At 73.0% G+C, this 15,729-nt stretch carries 18 protein-coding genes; 5 read left to right on the forward strand and 13 right to left on the reverse strand.

What is annotated here, in order from left to right; all coding sequences use genetic code 11:
- The first annotated feature begins 30 nt into the window (after window positions 1-30).
- Window positions 31-792 (forward strand): isocitrate lyase/PEP mutase family protein, encoded by a 762-nt coding sequence (locus D6270_RS21825; protein WP_109163931.1) that lies wholly within the window; start codon window positions 31-33, stop codon window positions 790-792.
- A 99-nt stretch (window positions 793-891) separates the two neighbouring features.
- Here D6270_RS21825 and D6270_RS21830 read toward each other — a convergent pair whose 3' ends face one another.
- The 3 genes from D6270_RS21830 to D6270_RS21840 form a co-directional block, all read right to left on the reverse strand.
- On the reverse strand, window positions 892-1,326 hold the full coding sequence (locus D6270_RS21830) for a VOC family protein (protein ID WP_109163930.1): 435 nt from the start codon (window positions 1,324-1,326) through the stop codon (window positions 892-894).
- A gap of 64 nt (window positions 1,327-1,390) precedes the next feature.
- The gene (gene msrA, locus D6270_RS21835; RefSeq protein ID WP_109163929.1) at window positions 1,391-2,056 is read right to left on the reverse strand and encodes a peptide-methionine (S)-S-oxide reductase MsrA; all 666 of its coding nucleotides are present in this window, start codon (window positions 2,054-2,056) and stop codon (window positions 1,391-1,393) included.
- Window positions 2,057-2,148: 92 nt separating this feature from the next.
- Entirely contained in the window at window positions 2,149-3,252 is a 1,104-nt protein-coding gene (locus D6270_RS21840) for a hypothetical protein (protein WP_109163928.1), read from the reverse strand.
- Window positions 3,253-3,355: 103 nt separating this feature from the next.
- On the opposite strand from D6270_RS21840, the gene D6270_RS21845 reads away from it, so the two are divergent.
- The gene (locus D6270_RS21845; protein ID WP_109163927.1) at window positions 3,356-4,501 is read left to right on the forward strand and encodes a cystathionine gamma-synthase; all 1,146 of its coding nucleotides are present in this window, start codon (window positions 3,356-3,358) and stop codon (window positions 4,499-4,501) included.
- 54 nt (window positions 4,502-4,555) lie between these two features.
- Here D6270_RS21845 and D6270_RS21850 read toward each other — a convergent pair whose 3' ends face one another.
- From D6270_RS21850 to D6270_RS21890, 9 genes are all read right to left on the reverse strand, one after another.
- Window positions 4,556-4,768: a hypothetical protein gene (locus tag D6270_RS21850; RefSeq protein ID WP_109167316.1), complete on the reverse strand. Its 213-nt coding sequence runs from the start codon at window positions 4,766-4,768 to the stop codon at window positions 4,556-4,558.
- 44 nt (window positions 4,769-4,812) lie between these two features.
- Window positions 4,813-5,361, reverse strand: coding sequence for a sigma factor-like helix-turn-helix DNA-binding protein (locus D6270_RS21855; RefSeq protein ID WP_109163926.1), 549 nt, complete (start codon window positions 5,359-5,361; stop codon window positions 4,813-4,815).
- Between the two features lie 48 nt (window positions 5,362-5,409).
- Entirely contained in the window at window positions 5,410-7,032 is a 1,623-nt protein-coding gene (locus tag D6270_RS21860; protein WP_109163925.1) for a fused response regulator/phosphatase, read from the reverse strand.
- Window positions 7,029-8,411, reverse strand: a complete 1,383-nt coding sequence (locus D6270_RS21865; protein ID WP_109163924.1) for a sensor histidine kinase — start codon at window positions 8,409-8,411, stop codon at window positions 7,029-7,031. The genes D6270_RS21860 and D6270_RS21865 overlap by 4 nt, the downstream gene beginning before the upstream one ends.
- The gene (locus D6270_RS21870) at window positions 8,408-9,502 is read right to left on the reverse strand and encodes an ATP-binding SpoIIE family protein phosphatase (protein WP_109163923.1); all 1,095 of its coding nucleotides are present in this window, start codon (window positions 9,500-9,502) and stop codon (window positions 8,408-8,410) included. The genes D6270_RS21865 and D6270_RS21870 overlap by 4 nt, the downstream gene beginning before the upstream one ends.
- Complete coding sequence (locus tag D6270_RS21875) at window positions 9,490-9,912, reverse strand: ATP-binding protein (protein WP_109163922.1); 423 nt, start codon at window positions 9,910-9,912, stop codon at window positions 9,490-9,492. The genes D6270_RS21870 and D6270_RS21875 overlap by 13 nt, the downstream gene beginning before the upstream one ends.
- Entirely contained in the window at window positions 9,909-10,283 is a 375-nt protein-coding gene (locus D6270_RS21880) for an STAS domain-containing protein (protein ID WP_109163921.1), read from the reverse strand. Before D6270_RS21880 ends, D6270_RS21875 begins: the two co-directional genes overlap by 4 nt.
- Window positions 10,280-11,128: an STAS domain-containing protein gene (locus D6270_RS21885; RefSeq protein WP_109163920.1), complete on the reverse strand. Its 849-nt coding sequence runs from the start codon at window positions 11,126-11,128 to the stop codon at window positions 10,280-10,282. Before D6270_RS21885 ends, D6270_RS21880 begins: the two co-directional genes overlap by 4 nt.
- A 112-nt stretch (window positions 11,129-11,240) precedes the next feature.
- Window positions 11,241-11,768 carry a MarR family winged helix-turn-helix transcriptional regulator gene (locus D6270_RS21890; RefSeq protein WP_109163919.1) on the reverse strand — a complete coding sequence of 176 codons (528 nt, stop codon included), beginning with the start codon at window positions 11,766-11,768 and terminating at the stop codon, window positions 11,241-11,243.
- 157 nt (window positions 11,769-11,925) lie between these two features.
- Between D6270_RS21890 and ilvA the strand changes: the two genes are divergently transcribed.
- From ilvA to D6270_RS21905, 3 genes are all read left to right on the forward strand, one after another.
- On the forward strand, window positions 11,926-13,155 hold the full coding sequence (ilvA, locus tag D6270_RS21895; RefSeq protein ID WP_109163918.1) for a threonine ammonia-lyase: 1,230 nt from the start codon (window positions 11,926-11,928) through the stop codon (window positions 13,153-13,155).
- Between the two features lie 144 nt (window positions 13,156-13,299).
- On the forward strand, window positions 13,300-14,274 hold the full coding sequence (locus D6270_RS21900) for an ATP-binding cassette domain-containing protein (protein WP_109163917.1): 975 nt from the start codon (window positions 13,300-13,302) through the stop codon (window positions 14,272-14,274).
- Window positions 14,271-15,134: an ABC transporter permease gene (locus tag D6270_RS21905; RefSeq protein ID WP_109163916.1), complete on the forward strand. Its 864-nt coding sequence runs from the start codon at window positions 14,271-14,273 to the stop codon at window positions 15,132-15,134. Before D6270_RS21900 ends, D6270_RS21905 begins: the two co-directional genes overlap by 4 nt.
- 88 nt (window positions 15,135-15,222) lie before the next feature.
- On the opposite strand, the gene greA is transcribed toward D6270_RS21905, so the two are convergent.
- Window positions 15,223-15,720 (reverse strand): transcription elongation factor GreA, encoded by a 498-nt coding sequence (gene greA / locus D6270_RS21910; protein ID WP_109163915.1) that lies wholly within the window; start codon window positions 15,718-15,720, stop codon window positions 15,223-15,225.
- Between the last annotated feature and the right edge of the window lie 9 nt (window positions 15,721-15,729).

Consider the following 15,729-nt stretch of genomic DNA (forward strand, 5'->3'; position numbering starts at 1 on the left):
TCCGGCCGGTCCGGGGGTACGGTCGTCGGCATGGACTCTCGCACCACAGTTGAGCGCGCTCAGCGCCTCGGGCAACTGCACGCCGACCACCAGCCGCTCGTGCTGCCGACCGTCTGGGACGCCTGGTCGGCCCGGACGGCGGCCGCCGCCGGATTCTCCGCGCTGACGGTCGGCAGCCACCCGCTCGCCGACTCCCGGGGGGCGAAGGACCAGGAGGGGCAGAGCTTCGAGGAGGTGCTCGCCGCCGTCAGGCCGATCATCGCGTCGGTCGACATCCCCGTCTCCGTGGACCTGGAGGCCGGGTACGGGCAGAAGCCCGCGGATCTCATCGCCGGACTGATCGAGGTCGGCGGCGTCGGCCTCAACATCGAGGACACCGTCCACTCGGAGGGCGGCCGGGTGCGCACCACGGAGGAGCACGCGGGCTACATCGCGGGCCTGCGCGCGGCGGCCGACGACGCGGGCGTCCCGGTCTGGATCAACGGACGGACCGACCTGTTCCTGCACGCGGAGGACGCCGCCGCCGTCCTCGACGAGGCGATCGAACGGCTGCGGGCCCTGGAGCAGGCCGGCGCGGACAGCGTCTACCCGGTGAAGATCCAGGACAACGACGAGCTGCTGGCGGCGGTGACGGCCGCCGTCTCCGTACCCGTGAACTCCACGGCCCACCCGGTCAAACACGACCTGGAGCGCTTCCGCCGCCTCGGCGTCGGCCGGATCACCTACGGCCCGCTGCTGCAACTCGCGCTGACGGACGCGATGAAGGACATGCTGGGTCCCTGGGCTCCGTAGTCCGTCCCGCTGTTCGGCGACGGCGGCGGGCGGCGCGGCGTCCGGGAGGTACCGGACCCGCGCCGCCCGCCGTGCGACAGCTGCCTCGGCCGAGCCGCCTCAGTCGAGGCAGAACTCGTTGCCCTCGATGTCCTGCATCACGATGCACGACTCGTTCTCCTCGTCCGCGACCATCACCCGCTGGCACACCGCCCCCAGCGCCACCAGCCGGTCGCGCTCGGCCTCCAGCGTGGCGAGCCGCTCCGCCCCCACGAGCCCGAGGCCCGCCCGTACATCGAGGTGGACCCGGTTCTTCACGACCTTTCCCTCCGGAACGCGCTGGAAGTACAGCCGCGGGCCGGCCCCCGAGGGATCGGAGCAGGCGAACCACGCGTCCCGGTCCTCGGGCGGCAGTGTGCGGTTGTACGCGTCCCAGGTCGCGAACCCCTCCGGCGGCGCCGGGGCGACGTACCCCAGCACCTCGCACCAGAAGCGGGCGAGGCGCTCGGGCTGCGCGCAGTCGAAGGTGAACTGGAGCTTCCTGATCTGCGTCATCCGGGCACCCTAACGATGTGTGCCGCCCACCGGCACCTGGGTTTCTCCGGTCCCGCGCGGACGCTCAGCCCTCGACCGGCGCCACCCCGATCGGGCAGGACACCCCCGTACCGCCGATTCCGCAGTAGCCGCCCGGGTTCTTGTCCAGGTACTGCTGGTGGTACGCCTCCGCCGGCCAGAACGGGCGGCCCTCCGCCGGGAGGATCTCCGTGGTGATCTCCTGGTGGCCCGAGGCCGTCAGGACCTTCTGGTACGCCGCGCGGGAGGCGTCGGCCGCCGCTGCCTGGGCGGGGGAGTGGGTGTAGATCGCGGAGCGGTACTGGGTGCCCACGTCGTTGCCCTGGCGGAAGCCCTGGGTCGGGTTGTGGGACTCCCAGAACAGCTTCAGCAGCTCCTCGTACGTGACGACGGCAGGGTCGAAGACGACCCGGACCGCCTCCGTGTGGCCGGTCAGGCCCGAGCAGGCCTCCTCGTACGTCGGGTTCTCCGTGTAGCCGCCCTGGTAGCCGACGAGCGTCGTCCAGACGCCCTTCGTCTGCCAGAACTTCCGCTCCGCGCCCCAGAAGCAGCCGAGCGCGAAGTCCGCCACCTCCAGCCCCTCCGGATACGGGCCGACCAGCGGGTTGCCCAGGACCGTGTGGCGGGAGGGGACGGTGAATTCGGGGACGGGGCGGCCGCGCAGGGCCTGCTCCGGGGTGGGGAGCTCGGGGGTGCGGCGGTTCAGGAACATGCGGGTGGCTCCTCCGGGGTCGTGGGGGTTCGGTACGTACAACAAGGGACCCGCCACCGGGATTCCGGCCGCACGCCCCTCGGGCGCCGCTCTCAGTGCGGCAGCGTCGCCGGGGAGCCGCCGTTCGCCTCGTAGCCCGCGACCGCCAGCGCCCGGTAGACCGCGTACTGCGCGGCCGGGTCCGCCTCCGCCGTCCACGGCAGCGCGCCCACGTGGCCGTCGATCAGGACCAGCTGGTGCATCGCCTCCGACCAGCGCTCCATGTGGACCAGGAACAGCACCAGCAGATGGCGTACGTGGGCGAGCATCGGGTCGTCCGGGCGGGCCGCGTGGACCGCGAACATCGCGCCCTCGACCGCCTTCACCACCACCTGGCCGCGGTAGAAGCCCTGCACCAGGTTGACCTCCGGCAGGTGCTCGTACACCGCGAACAGCGGCAGCGCGGCCAGCAGCGAACCCTGCGGGGCGCGGGCGGCGGCGGCCGTGGCGAAGGCGTCGGCGTCCTCGCGGGAGCCGTGCCACTTCTCGCAGTGGAAGTGCAGCGCCGCGATGTGCGCGCCCATGTGCGCCGGGGCCCGGTCGATGATCTTCGCCCAGAGCTGGTCGAACTGCTCGGGGGTGTAGTTCAGGCCGCGGGCCACCGCCAGCTCCACGATGTACGGCACCGGGTCACCGGGCGCGAGGAGCGCCGCCTGGCCGCAGACCGAGCGGGCCTCCTCCAGGATGACCCGGAAGTCGTCGCTCCCCGCCGACGAGGAGCGCCACGCCTGCTGCACCAGGAACTCCGCGTGCACCGCCGCCCCGCCCGCGTCCTTCGGGGCCTCCGCCCGCCACTTGCGCAGCCACGAGCCGCCTTCGCCCGGCCGCTCCGCCAGCTCCAGCGAGGCCGCGCCCGCGAAGGCCTGCACCCGCTGCCAGCGGACCTCGCTCTCCTTCGGCGTACCGGCCAGCAGCTGGGAGGCGGCCCGCCACTCCTGGGTGGCCTGGACCACGTCGAGGACGTCCAGGAGGTCCTGGTCCGGGCCCGGCATCCGGACGTCCAGCTCCTCCTGGCGGGCGAAGCCGTAGGTGTCGGGGTCGGCCGCGTCCGGCGAGCCCGGGGCGACCTGGCGGATACCGCCCCGTCGGCGCATCACCCAGGGGCCGACGATCGCGGCGAGCATGCACATCGCGAGCAGGAACAACAGAATCTCCATGGACCCATTGTCCCCGGAGCGGTGAGTGGCCGGTAAGAGACCTCCTGCCCCGGGAGCGGTGAGTGGCCGGTGAGGGCCCGCGCGACGAACTACGCTCGGGGCCATGAGCGACCAGCACAGCTTCGAGACTCTCGCGATCCACGCGGGGAACACCGCCGACCCCCTCACCGGCGCGGTGGTTCCGCCCATCTACCAGGTGTCCACGTACAAGCAGGACGGCGTGGGCGGACTGCGCGGCGGTTACGAGTACAGCCGCAGCGCCAACCCGACCCGTACGGCCCTGGAGGAGAACCTGGCGGCCCTCGAAGGCGGCCGCCGGGGTCTCGCCTTCGCCTCCGGCCTCGCCGCCGAGGACTGCCTCCTGCGAACGCTGCTGACCCCCGGTGACCACGTGGTCATCCCCAACGACGCCTACGGCGGCACCTTCCGGCTCTTCGCCAAGGTCGCCGGCCGCTGGGGCGTGGAGTTCTCGGTCGCCGACACCTCGGACGTGGCGGCGGTGCGCGAGGCGATCACCCCGCGCACCAAGGCGGTCTGGGTGGAGACCCCCTCCAACCCGCTGCTCGGCATCACCGACATCGCCGCCGTCGCCCAGGTCGCGCACGAGGCCGGGGCCCGCCTCGTCGTCGACAACACCTTCGCCTCGCCCTACCTCCAGCAGCCGCTCGCGCTCGGCGCGGACGTCATCGTGCACTCCACCACCAAGTACATGGGCGGCCACTCCGACGTCGTCGGCGGCGCCCTCGTCGTCAGCGACCCCGAGCTCGCCGACGACCTGGCCTTCCACCAGAACGCCATGGGCGCGGTCTCCGGCCCCTTCGACGCCTGGCTCGTGCTGCGCGGCATCAAGACCCTCGCCGTCCGCATGGACCGCCACACCGAGAACGCCACCAAGGTCGCCGACCTGCTGACCCGCCACCCCAAGGTCTCCCACGTCCTCTACCCGGGCCTCCCCGAGCACCCCGGCCACGAGGTCGCCGCCAAGCAGATGAAGGCGTTCGGCGGCATGGTCTCCTTCCGCGTCGCGGGCGGCGAGGAGGCGGCGGTCGAGGTCTGCAACCGGGCCAGGCTCTTCACGCTCGGCGAGTCCCTCGGCGGTGTCGAGTCGCTGATCGAGCACCCCGGCCGGATGACGCACGCCTCCGTCGCGGGCTCCCTGCTGGAGGTCCCCGCCGACCTGGTCCGCCTCTCCGTCGGCATCGAGAACGGCGACGACCTGCTCGCCGACCTCACCCAGGCCCTGGGCTGACCGGGGAGCGGAACCCCGGGGGCCCGCTCGGCGCACGGCGGGCCCCCGGCACCTTCACCACCCCTCAAGCGGCGGGGTCACCTCCGTCGGCGCGGGCAGCCACGGCTGCTCCACCCCCGCCCACACCAGGAACGCGGCGAACCCCGTCCCCGCCAGCCACCAGGCCGTACGCCGCGCCCCGCGCCGCCACCGCAGCAGCCGGGCGCCACGCCGCGCGGCCCGGTCCGCCAGACCGGCCGGCACCGCCGGATGCGGACCCTCCAGCATCCGGCGGACCTCCGCCGCCTTGCGGTCCTGGCCCCCGTCCCGGATCACGGCGCCGCCCCGGACGCGAACGGTGACCCGGCGGCCGGCCCCGTGCGCCCCGACCCGGCGGCCGGACCCCCGCGCCCCGACCTCGCCGCCCCGCGCCCCGACCCCGCTGACCGCATCACCGCGATCGCCCGGTCGCAGACCGCCCGTACCCGGTCCGCCGGAAGCCCCAGCAGCGCCGCCGTCTGGTCCTCGCCGACCTCCTCGTACAGCCGCAGCACCAGCACCAGCCGCTCCAGCGGTGTGAGCCGGTCCAGCACCCCGCCGAGCGGGCGCCGGTGGCGCCAGGCGTCCCGGGCGAAGCGCACCGCGAGCTCCTGGCGGGTGCGGTCGTAGGGGTCCTCGCCGCGCAGCCGGTCCCACTCCGCGTACGTCCGGGCCAGCGCCGCGCAGAGCAGCCGCTCGGCCCGTACGTACGCGCCCGCCGGTGCGGCCGGCTCGGCGGTGAGCAGCGTCGCCGTACGCAGCAGCCGGCCGCCCGCGCCCGCCACGAAGGCCTCGAACTCCTGGGCGCGGAGCCGGTCCCGGTGGGTCTGCCGCTCTCGCATGCAGCTCATCCGAGCCCCGGCACCCGGGTGCGGTCAAGAGGGCCGACGTCACGGGCCCGGGGCGTCGTCCAGCTGGAGGGCGAGCAGCGCGATGTCGTCCTCCTTGTCCTCGCCGAACGAGCCGAGGAGGACGTCGCACAGCGCCTCCAGCTCCCGGGGGCCCGCCAGGGTCGCGGAGCGGAACGCGGCCAGGCTGTCGTCGAGGTTCTGGGTGCGCACCTCCACCAGCCCGTCGGTGATCAGCAGGATGCGGGTGCCCGGGGCGACCGGGTGGACGCGGGCGGGCGGGTGCGGGAGGCGGAGGCCCAGCAGCGGGCCGTGCTCGTGGAGGTAGGCGGCGGTGGAGTCGGGGGCGAGCAGGAGGGGCGGGATGTGACCGGCGTTGGCGACGTGGATCCGGCTGCCGTCCGGGTCGACCAGGACGAGGCAGAGCGTCACGGTGAGGCCGGGCCGGGTGTGGGCGAGGAGGGCGTCGAGGCGCTCCAGCACATGGTGGGGCGGGTGGCCCTCCAGGGCGTAGGCGCGCAGCGCGTGGCGGATCTCGCCCATGACCGTCGCGGCCACCAGCGAGTGCCCGGCCACGTCTCCGATGGCCAGGAGCAGCCCGTCCGGCGTCTCCAGTGCCTCGTAGAAGTCGCCGCCGATCTCCGCGTGGTCGGAGGCCGGGAGGTAGCGCACGGCGAGCGAGACACCCGGTACGGACGGCAGCCGGTCCGGCAGGAAGGTGCGCTGGAGGGCGAGCGCGAGGGCGTGCTCCTCGTTGAAGGTACGCAGCGCCTCCAGGGCCAGCGCACAGGCGTTGACGAGCTGCTGGAGGAGCTCGCGCTCGTCGGTGCCGTCGGCCGCCCAGGCGGGTACGGCGACGCAGACGGGCGGCCGGTTGCGCTTGGTCCGGGCCACCACCAGGACGACGTCCCCCTCGATCGGGTCGAGAGGCAGCATCGCCTTCCAGTGGCTGTGCGGTATCGCCGTGACCTCGATGCCGGAGTCACCGCCGAGCGATGAGGAGGCCAGCCGGTCCAGCAGTTCGGCCGCGGCCGGCACGGAGACCGGGGCCGCGTCGGGGCCGGCGGCGTGGCTGTGCACCGGCTGCCCCTGCGGGCTCAGGAAGACCGCGGTGGCGGGCGCGGACATCAGGGCGGCGGCGCCACCGGTCGCCGCGGCGCTGAAGGAGTGGAAGCCGACGGCCCGGTAGACGTCCAGGGTCGCCCGGTTCAGCGCGGCCAGCCGCAGGGTCAGCAGCTCCGCCCGGCGCCTGGCACGCGCGTAGCGCAGGGCGGCCGTCACGGTGGCCAGGAACTCGCCCGGGTCGATGGGCTGGTCCAGATAGGCGTCCGCGCCCCGGCTGAGCCCCTCCGTGTGGTCCTCGGCGTTGACGGCGACGGCCGAGACGTGGATGACCGGCAGGGAGGCGGTGCGCGCGTCGGCCTTGATCCGCTCGCAGACCTCGAAGCCGGTCATGTCCGGGAGCTGCACGTCGATGACGGCCGCTTCCGGCAGCGGGCGGTCGGCCGAAGCGAGCAGGGCCAGCCCCGCCGTGCCGTCGGCCGCGCCCACGACCGTGTGCCCGGCGCGGGTGAGCCAGCTCGTGAGGATGTAGCGGTTGGTCTCGTCGTCGTCGATCACCAGGACGGTTCCTGGCGCGCTGTCGACGCGGGCGGTGTCGGTCACGGGTCGGTCTCCGGGGCGGGTGCGGACGGCGGGGGCGCGGGCACGAAGGGCAGCTCGACCTCGACCCGGGTACCCGCTCCGGGGGCGCTCGACAACCGGAGCGTGCCGCCGAGGAGTTCGGCGAGCGTCCGGGCGTACGGGAGTCCGAGGCCGGTGCCCCGGTGGACCCGCTGGAGCGGCCCGCGCACCTGGTAGAACTCCTCGAACACCTGGGCCAGTTCGTCCTCCGGGATACCGACGCCGGTGTCGGTGACGGTGAAGGCCATCCACGGAGGTTCCACCCGGAGCTCCACCCGGACCTCGCCCTCCTCGGTGAACTTCAGGGCGTTGGAGAGCAGGTTGCGCAGGATGCGGGTCAGCAGGGCCTCGTCGGTGAGCGCCACCGGGAAGGCCGCGGGCTCCGGCATCAGCAGGGTGACGCCGGACGCCCCCGTCCCGCGCATCACGGCACCCAGCTGGGCCAGCAGCGCCCGCAGATCGGTCGGCGCCGTGATGACCTCCAGCTGGCCCGCCTCCGCCTTCGCCACGTCCAGCAGGTCGCCGACCAGCGAGAGCAGGGACTGCCCGGAGGCGTCGATGAGGGAGAGCTGCCGCCGCTGCTCGTCGGTGAGCGGGGCGGAGCCGGGGGCCAGCAACAGCCGGGTGAGGGCCACCATCGCGTTCACCGGCGTGCGGAGCTCATGGCTGATGTTGCGCCAGAACCGCGTCTTGGCCTCGCTGGTCTCGCGCAGCCGCGCGGACTTCTCCTCCAGCTCGGCGTGGAGGGCCACGACCCCGCTGTTGGTCTCCTCCAGCTCCTGCGACAGCTCGGTGTACAGGGCCAGGACGCCCCGGTTGGTCTCCTCCAGCTCCTCGTTGAGCCGGCGCATCTCCTCGCGCTGGGCCCGGGTCTCCTCCAGGGCGGTGATCAGGTCGCGGGTCTGGGCCCGCAGGTCGTCGGAGAGGGTCGGGGAGGCGTGCCGGCTCAGCGCCTCCCGCGCCCCGCGCCGTACGTCCGGCCCGTCCGCCCAGCTCGCGGGCAGCGGATGCTCGGCGACGATCCGTCCCCCCGGGGCGGCGGGCTCGTGGCGGACGCGGTGCAGCAGCCGGGCGGCCGGTTCGAGATCCGGGTCCGCCTTCGTACCGCCCGTCCACGCGAAGACGACCGAGAGCACCGGCTCCCGGCCCACCGGCAGGGCGAAGGACACGGTCAGGCCCGCGCAGCCGAGCCGGTCGCGGCCCAGCTCGCTCAGCGCGGTGGCGACGCGCATCTGGTCCTGCCGGTCCATCCCCAGGGCCGCCGCCGCGCTCTGGCCGGTGCGGCGCAGGGCGAAGACGTCCTGCGCCGTGGTCAGTTCGTACGCTGCGAGGATGGCCGGGTCCGGTACGCCCCCGCTCACCAGGCGCCCTTCACGACCAGGATCCCCGCGTCGTCGCGGCGGACCCCCGCCTCGCGCAGCAGCTGGCCCGCCATCACGGCCGGGCTGTGCCGGAGCAGACCGGGCAGGTCGTCGGCCTTCCACCGCTCGGTCAGCCCGTCGGAGTGCATGACCAGCGCTCCGCCGGGCTTCAAGGGCAGTTCGAAGGTGCGCAGGCTGCGCATCTGCTGCCCGACGATGCCCGGTGCGGACAGCAGCCCGTTACGCGACTCGGGCCCGAGCAGCACACCGCTCACGTTCCCGATGCCGCAGTAGAGGAGCCGCCCATGGGCCGGCTCGATCCGGGCCACCGCCACCGCGCCGCCCCGGGTGCCGCGCAGCGCCGCGTGGATGTCGCGCAGCAGGCCCTCCGGGTGGCGGGCCGTGCTCCGCCGGAACGCCGCCACCGCGGCCTCGGAGGCGAGCGCGGCGAGCGGTCCGTGGCCCAGCCCGTCGCAGAGCATGGCCAGGACCGCCGGCTCGGCGGACGGGGCGGAGCCGCCGCCGGAGGGGCGGGACTCTTCCGTAGCGCCTTCGTCCACGCGTACGGCCCAGGCGTCGCCGCAGCTCGTCTCGCCGCTGATGGGCCGGGTCAGCCCCGAGGCGACCGACGGCACACCGCCGGTCGGCGCCGCCCCGGCCTCGCGCGCCCAGAACTGCGCGGCCATGACCGTGCCCCGGCCCGGCAGGGAGTGGATGTCGAAGGCGTCGGCGAGCCGGGCCACCGCGCCGAGCCCGATGCCCAGCGTCCCGGCGGAGGAGGCGCCGTCCGACAGCGCCGCCTGGACATCGGCCATGCCGGGGCCGGTGTCCACGGTGACGAACTCGACACCTGCCTGCTCCGGGGTGCGCAGGACGCGGAGCAGCAGCGCGCCGTCGCTCGCGTGGCGCTGGAGGTTGGTCGCCGCCTCGGTGACCGCGAGGGCGACCTCGGAGGACCGGTAGGCGTCCAGTCCGATGCGCCGGGCCAGGGTGGCGGCGGCGCCCCGGGCCGCCGATGGCATCTCGGGAGCGGCGCGGAACCACTCCACGTCCTCGTGGTCCAGCACGGTCGGCGTCGTCATCGCGCCCACTTGATGATGGTGACGGTGGTGCCGCGCCCCACCTCGGTGTCGAGGAAGAACTCGTCGACCAGCCGTCGCGCCCCGCTCAGCCCGAGCCCGAGCCCGCCGCCGGAGGTCCAGCCGTCGGTGAGGGCCAGTTCGGTGTCGGGTATGCCGGGGCCGGAGTCCTCGAAGACGGCCGCGACGCCGCGCCGCCCGTGCCGTTCCACCGGCCCGGCCCGCATCTCGCCGCCACCGCCGTACACCAGGGTGTTCCGGGCCAGTTCGCTGGCGGCCGTGATGAACTTCGTCTGGTCGACCAGGGAGAGCCGGCACGCCTGCGCGAACGTGCGGACCTGCTGGCGGGAGCGGACCACGTCGTCGTTCTGGGTGATCGGCTGCGTCTGCGGTGGTGTCTCCACCGCCCAGGGGACGCTCACGGCAGTTCCGCACCGGTCGCAGACCGGCGCAGCAGCGCGAGTCCCTTCTCCAGGTCGAGAGCCGTACGCACCCCGCCCAGCGACAGTCCCAGCTCGACGAGGGTGATGGCCACGGCGGGCCGCATGCCCACGACCACGGTCTCGGCGTCGAGGAGCCGGGAGATGGAGGCGATCGTGGCCAGCATACGGCCGACGAACGAGTCGACGATCTCGACCGCGGTGATGTCGATGACGACCCCCCGGGCGGACCGCGCGACGATCTGCTCCGCCAGGTCCTCCTGGAGGTCCAGGACCGTCTGGTCCTCCAGATCCACCTGGATCGAGACGAGGAGGATGTCACCGATCCGCAGGACCGGTACCCGCTCGGTCATCGCTCGCCGCCCTGACGGGTGACGAGATCGACGCCGGACCTCTTCAGCGCGTGCTGGAGCGCGTCGGCGAGGGTCGCCTTGGTGACGATGTCACCGAATTCGATGCCGAGCGCCACGATGGTCTGCGCGATCTGCGGGCGGATACCGGAGACCGTGCACTCCGCGCCCATCAGCCGGGCCGCGACGACCGTCTTGAGCAGGTGCTGCGCGACCTCGGTGTCCACGGCGGGAACCCCGGTGATGTCGATGATGGCCTGCTCGGAGCCGGTGTCCACCAGCGCCTGGAGGAGCTTCTCCATCACCACCTGGGTGCGGGCGGAGTCCAGGGTGCCCACCAGGGGCACGGCGATGACGCCGTCCCAGAGCTTCACCACGGGCGTCGAAAGCTCCATGAGCTGGGCGGCCTGCGAGCTGATGATCTCCTCGCGGGTGCGGGTGTACGTCTCGATGGTGTAGAGCGCCAGGTCGTCGAGTACGCGGCTCAGCCGCAGGTAGGCGGTGGTGTCCGCGGTGGAGTCGTTGCGCATCACCGGCTCCAGCGCCTGCTTCAGCGCCAGCACGCTGATCGCCGTCTCGCTGGGCGTGAATCCCTGCCGGGCCCGGTTGCGGGACAGCTCCGTCAGCAGCGCCCGCACCTCGGACAGGCTTTCACCACGGGTCTCGTCCCCCGCGGCCAGTCCGGACACCAGGGCCTCGTACAGTTCGCGTAGCTCCCGGTCGAGCTCCGCCTTGCTGATACGGCCCTGGAGCGATCCGGCGACACCGTCGATCCACTCCGCGGTGGCCTTCTCCCGGTCGGTGGTGAGCAGCTCCACCGGGCCCCTCGGGCTCTTCTGTTGCGCCATGTCCCGCCCCTTACCTCTAAAAAGTATCCTTCAGGCAACTCTTCGCGAAGGGTACGGCAAGGTCCCCGCCCCTCGTGGCGGGGGCAGGGACCGGAGGGCTCGGGCGCGGGGGTCAGTCGCCCGGCGGCTGGTGCGCGGCCTGGCGGGCGGCCAGCGAACCGTTGAACCGGGTGAGCAGCGCGCAGAAGGTGTCCCGTTCCTCCTGCGTCCAGCCGTCCGTCACCTGCGACATCAGCTCACGCCGGGAGGCGCGGACCTCTTCCAGGCGGGCCTGGCCGCGCGGGGAGAGCTGGAGCACGACGGCCCGCCCGTCCTCCGGGTGCGAGGTCCGCTTGACCAGCCCGGTGTCCACGAGCGGGGCCACCTGCCGGGTCACGGTCGAGGAGTCGATCCCCATGCCCGCGGCGAGCGCCTTGACGCCCATCGGGCCTTCCTTGTCCAGGCGGTTCAGCAGCAGGTACGCCGCCCGGTCCATCGAGTTGCGGACCTGGCCGACACCGCCGAGGCGGGTCTGCTCGGCACGGCGGGCGAAGACCGCCACCTGGTGCTGGAGGGAGTCCAGCAGGCGGTCGGGGCCCGGGTGTTCGGGGGCGGTGCCCCCGGAAGGAGACGCAGCAGTCGTCATGTCCTGAGGGGGCATGGCTGGAAGCTCTCTTCGTGCGGTGTCGGATGGGTGGGGGACAGAGTACGCGGCCCCGGGGCAACGCGTACCAGTGCCGCACAAACCTGCGGACACCACCGCAGGCCGCCATGGGACAAGTCTGCCGCGACCGCTCCGAGCTGCAAGACTTGCGGGCATGATGTTCCGCGCGACCTCCCGGCACCCGGCCCTGATCCTCGACGATGTCCGGGGCGCGCAGAAAATGCTGTCCGGGGTGGCCAGAGTGACCGCCCTGGAGGGCAGCCGGCACCTGACCGAGCTGGTCGGCGCCCCCGTCCACCTCAAGTGCGAGAACCTCCAGCGCACCGGCTCCTTCAAACTGCGCGGCGCCTACGTCCGCATCTCCGGCCTCACCCCGGTGGAGCGGGCGGCCGGGGTGGTCGCCGCGAGCGCCGGGAACCACGCCCAGGGCGTCGCGCTCGCCTCCTCCCTCCTCGGTGTGCGCTCCACCGTCTTCATGCCCGTCGGCGCACCGCTCCCCAAGGTCGCCGCGACCCAGGAGTACGGGGCCGAGGTGCGGCTGCACGGACAGGTCGTCGACGAGACGCTGGCCGCCGCCCAGGAGTACGCGGAGCGGACCGGCGCGGTCTTCATCCACCCCTTCGACCACCCCGACATCATCGCGGGCCAGGGCACGGTCGGGCTGGAGATCCTGGAGCAGTGCCCCGAGGTCCGCACCATCGTCGTCGGTATCGGCGGCGGCGGACTCGCGGCCGGGATCGCCGTCGCGGTCAAGGCGCTGCGCCCCGACATCCGGATCGTCGGCGTCCAGGCCGAGGGCGCCGCCGCCTACCCGCCCTCGCTCGCCGCCGGCCGCCCGGTCTCCCTCGACGACCCGGTCACCATGGCCGACGGCATCAAGGTGGGGCGCCCCGGCGACGTCCCCTTCGCGGTGATCGAGGAGCTGGTCGACGAGGTGCGGACCGTCACCGAGAACGAGCTCTCCAGCGCGCTGCTGCTCTGCCTGGAGCGGGCCAAGCTGGTGGTGGAGCCGGCCGGGGCGAGCCCGGTGGCCGCGCTGCTCAGCGACCCGGCGGCGTTCCGGGGGCCGGTGGTGGCGGTGCTCTCGGGCGGCAACGTGGACCCGCTGCTGATGCAGCGCGTCCTGCGCCACGGGATGTCCGCCGCCGGCCGCTACCTCAGCCTGCGGCTGCGGCTCACCGACCGCCCGGGGGCCCTGGCCACCCTGCTGGCCGCACTGACCGTGGCCGACGCCAATGTGCTGGACATCGGCCATGTGCGCACCGACCCGCGCCTGGGCCTGACCGAGGTGGAGGTGGACCTCCACCTGGAGACCAAGGGCCCCCGCCACTGCGAAGAGGTCGAGGCGGCGCTGCGCGCGGAGGGGTACCGGGTCATCGGCTGACCGTCCGGATTCCGCTAGCTTGGCCGGCTCTCGATATTCACCGCGCGGTGAGGCCCCGCGAATCCTAGGATCACTCCCGAAGCCAGGTGACGAGAAGCCACGTGGCGCGCACGTACCCAGAACGAGCGACGGGGGAGTCCCTCTATGCCAGGTGCGATCCACGCCGAAGGCCTGGTGAAGACCTTCGGTGACGTACGAGCCCTGGACGGGGTCGACCTCGATGTTCCCGAGGGCACCGTCCTCGGGCTGCTCGGACCCAACGGCGCGGGCAAGACGACCGCCGTACGGGTCCTGACCACCCTCCTGCGCCCCGACAGCGGAGCTGCGTTCGTGGCCGGGATCGATGTGCTGAAGAAGCCCAACGAGGTACGCCGCTCCATCGGGCTCTCCGGGCAGTTCGCCGCGGTCGACGAGTATCTGACCGGCCGCGAGAACCTCCAGATGGTCGGGCAGCTCTACCAGATGAGCGCCCGCGACGCGAAGGCCCGGGCGGGCGTCCTGCTGGAGCGGTTCAACCTCGCCGACGCCGCCGACCGTACGGCCAAGACGTACTCCGGCGGCATGCGCCGCCGCCTCGACCTCGCGGCCGCCCTGGTCGTCTCGCCGCCCGTGATGTTCATGGACGAGCCGACCACCGGCCTCGACCCGCGCAACCGGCAGCAGCTCTGGGACGTCATCGAGGACCTGGTGGCGGGCGGTACGACGCTGCTGCTGACCACGCAGTACCTGGAGGAGGCCGACCGCCTCGCCAACGACATCTGCGTCATCGACCACGGTCAGGTCATCGCCCGCGGCACCTCCGACGAGCTCAAGGCCCGCACCGGCGGCGAGCGCGTCGAGGTCGTCGTGCACCGCCCCGACGAGATCGAACCCGCCCGTTCCGTGCTGACCACCCTCGGCAAGGGCGAGGTCAGCGTCGTACGGCTCTCGCGCAAGCTGACCGTCCCGGTGAGCGGCGGGGCCAAGCTGCTCGCCGAGATCATCCGCGAGCTGGACGGCAGCGGCGTGGAGATCGACGACATCGCCCTGCGCCGCCCGACCCTGGACGACGTCTTCCTCTCGCTCACGGGCCACGCGGCCGAGGCCCACGACAACGACGGCAAGGAGGAGACCCCGTGAGCGTCACCACCAAGGACGCCCCCGTCCTGGCCCCCCGCCCCTCCGGCGGCATGGTCCAGTCCGTCAAGGACTCGCTCGTCGTCGCCAAGCGGAACCTGATCAGGATGACCCGGATCCCCGAGATGGTGATCTTCGGGCTCATCCAGCCGATCATGTTCGTGGTGCTGTTCACGTACGTCTTCGGCGGCTCCATCAGCATCGGCGGCTCCACCGACCCGCAGCTGTACAAGGAGTTCCTGATGGCGGGCATCTTCGCCCAGACCGTCACCTTCGCCACCGCGGGCGCCGGCGCGGGCATCGCCGACGACATGCACAAGGGGCTCATCGACCGCTTCCGGTCGCTGCCGATGGCCCGGGGCGCCGTCCTCACCGGACGTACGCTCGCCGACCTCGTACAGACCACGCTCACGCTCGTCGTGCTCGCCGGGGTCGCCCTGATCGTCGGCTGGCGCACCCACGAGAACCTCGGCAAGGTGATCGGCGGCTTCCTGCTGCTGCTCCTGCTCGGCTACGCCTTCTCCTGGATCGGGGCCCTGATCGGCCTCTCCGTACGCACCCCCGAGGCGGCCACCTCCGGCGGGCTGATCTGGCTCTTCCCGCTGACGTTCATCTCGAACGCCTTCGTGCCGGTCACCGGCATGCCGACGTTCCTCCAGCACGTCGCCGAGTGGAACCCCTTCAGCGCCACGGTGGCGGGCGCCCGCCAGCTCTTCGGCAACACGATGCCGGGCGTGCCGAAGTCGGTCACCGGGGCATGGCCGATGGAGCACCCGATCCTCGCCTCGGTCATCTGGTCGGTCGTGATCATCGTGGTGTTCCGGACCCTGGCGGTCCGCAAGTACCGCTCGGCGACCGCCTGAGCCATCCCAGCAAGACGCGACGACGCGGGACCCCGGCCCTCCGAGAGGGCCGGGGTCCCGCGTCGTGTGCGTCGGGGCGGGCCGGGCGTCAGCCCGTGTACGGCTTCGCGGCGAGGATCTTCACCGTGGCCGTCCTGCCGTTCGGCAGCTCGTACTCCGCGTTGTCGCCGGTCCGCTTGCCGTTCACGCCGATACCGAGCGGGGACTGCGGGGAGTACGTCTCGATGTCCCCGCTGGCGTACTCGCGGGAGGCGAGCAGGAACGTCGTCGTGTCGTCCTCGTCGCCGTCGAAGGCGATCGTCACGACCATGCCGGGCTCGACCACGCCGTCGTCGGCCGGCGCCTCGCCGACCTTCGCGTGCTCCAGGAGCTGGGTGAGCTGCCGCACGCGCAGCTCCATCTTGCCCTGCTCCTCCTTGGCCGCGTGGTACCCGCCGTTCTCCCGGAGGTCACCCTCCTCACGGGCCGCCGCGATCTTGACGGCGATCTCCGTGCGCGCGGGACCAGACAGGTACTCCAGCTCGGCCTTGAGCTGGTTGTACGCCTCCTGCGTGAGCCAGGTGACGTTTTCGCTGGTCTGGGTCACAGGTGCTCC

It is taken from the genome of Streptomyces griseus subsp. griseus (assembly GCF_003610995.1).
GTDB lineage: Bacteria > Actinomycetota > Actinomycetes > Streptomycetales > Streptomycetaceae > Streptomyces.

Coding starts and splice junctions, on each gene's coding strand:
- D6270_RS21825 (WP_109163931.1), top strand. CDS start 31: ATGGACTCTCGCACCACAGTTGAGCGCGCTCAGCGCCTCGGGCAACTG.
- D6270_RS21830 (WP_109163930.1), bottom strand. CDS start 1,326: ATGACGCAGATCAGGAAGCTCCAGTTCACCTTCGACTGCGCGCAGCCC.
- msrA (WP_109163929.1), bottom strand. CDS start 2,056: ATGTTCCTGAACCGCCGCACCCCCGAGCTCCCCACCCCGGAGCAGGCC.
- D6270_RS21840 (WP_109163928.1), bottom strand. CDS start 3,252: ATGGAGATTCTGTTGTTCCTGCTCGCGATGTGCATGCTCGCCGCGATC.
- D6270_RS21845 (WP_109163927.1), top strand. CDS start 3,356: ATGAGCGACCAGCACAGCTTCGAGACTCTCGCGATCCACGCGGGGAAC.
- D6270_RS21850 (WP_109167316.1), bottom strand. CDS start 4,768: ATGCTGGAGGGTCCGCATCCGGCGGTGCCGGCCGGTCTGGCGGACCGG.
- D6270_RS21855 (WP_109163926.1), bottom strand. CDS start 5,361: ATGCGAGAGCGGCAGACCCACCGGGACCGGCTCCGCGCCCAGGAGTTC.
- D6270_RS21880 (WP_109163921.1), bottom strand. CDS start 10,283: ATGACCGAGCGGGTACCGGTCCTGCGGATCGGTGACATCCTCCTCGTC.
- D6270_RS21885 (WP_109163920.1), bottom strand. CDS start 11,128: ATGGCGCAACAGAAGAGCCCGAGGGGCCCGGTGGAGCTGCTCACCACC.
- D6270_RS21890 (WP_109163919.1), bottom strand. CDS start 11,768: ATGCCCCCTCAGGACATGACGACTGCTGCGTCTCCTTCCGGGGGCACC.
- ilvA (WP_109163918.1), top strand. CDS start 11,926: ATGATGTTCCGCGCGACCTCCCGGCACCCGGCCCTGATCCTCGACGAT.
- D6270_RS21900 (WP_109163917.1), top strand. CDS start 13,300: ATGCCAGGTGCGATCCACGCCGAAGGCCTGGTGAAGACCTTCGGTGAC.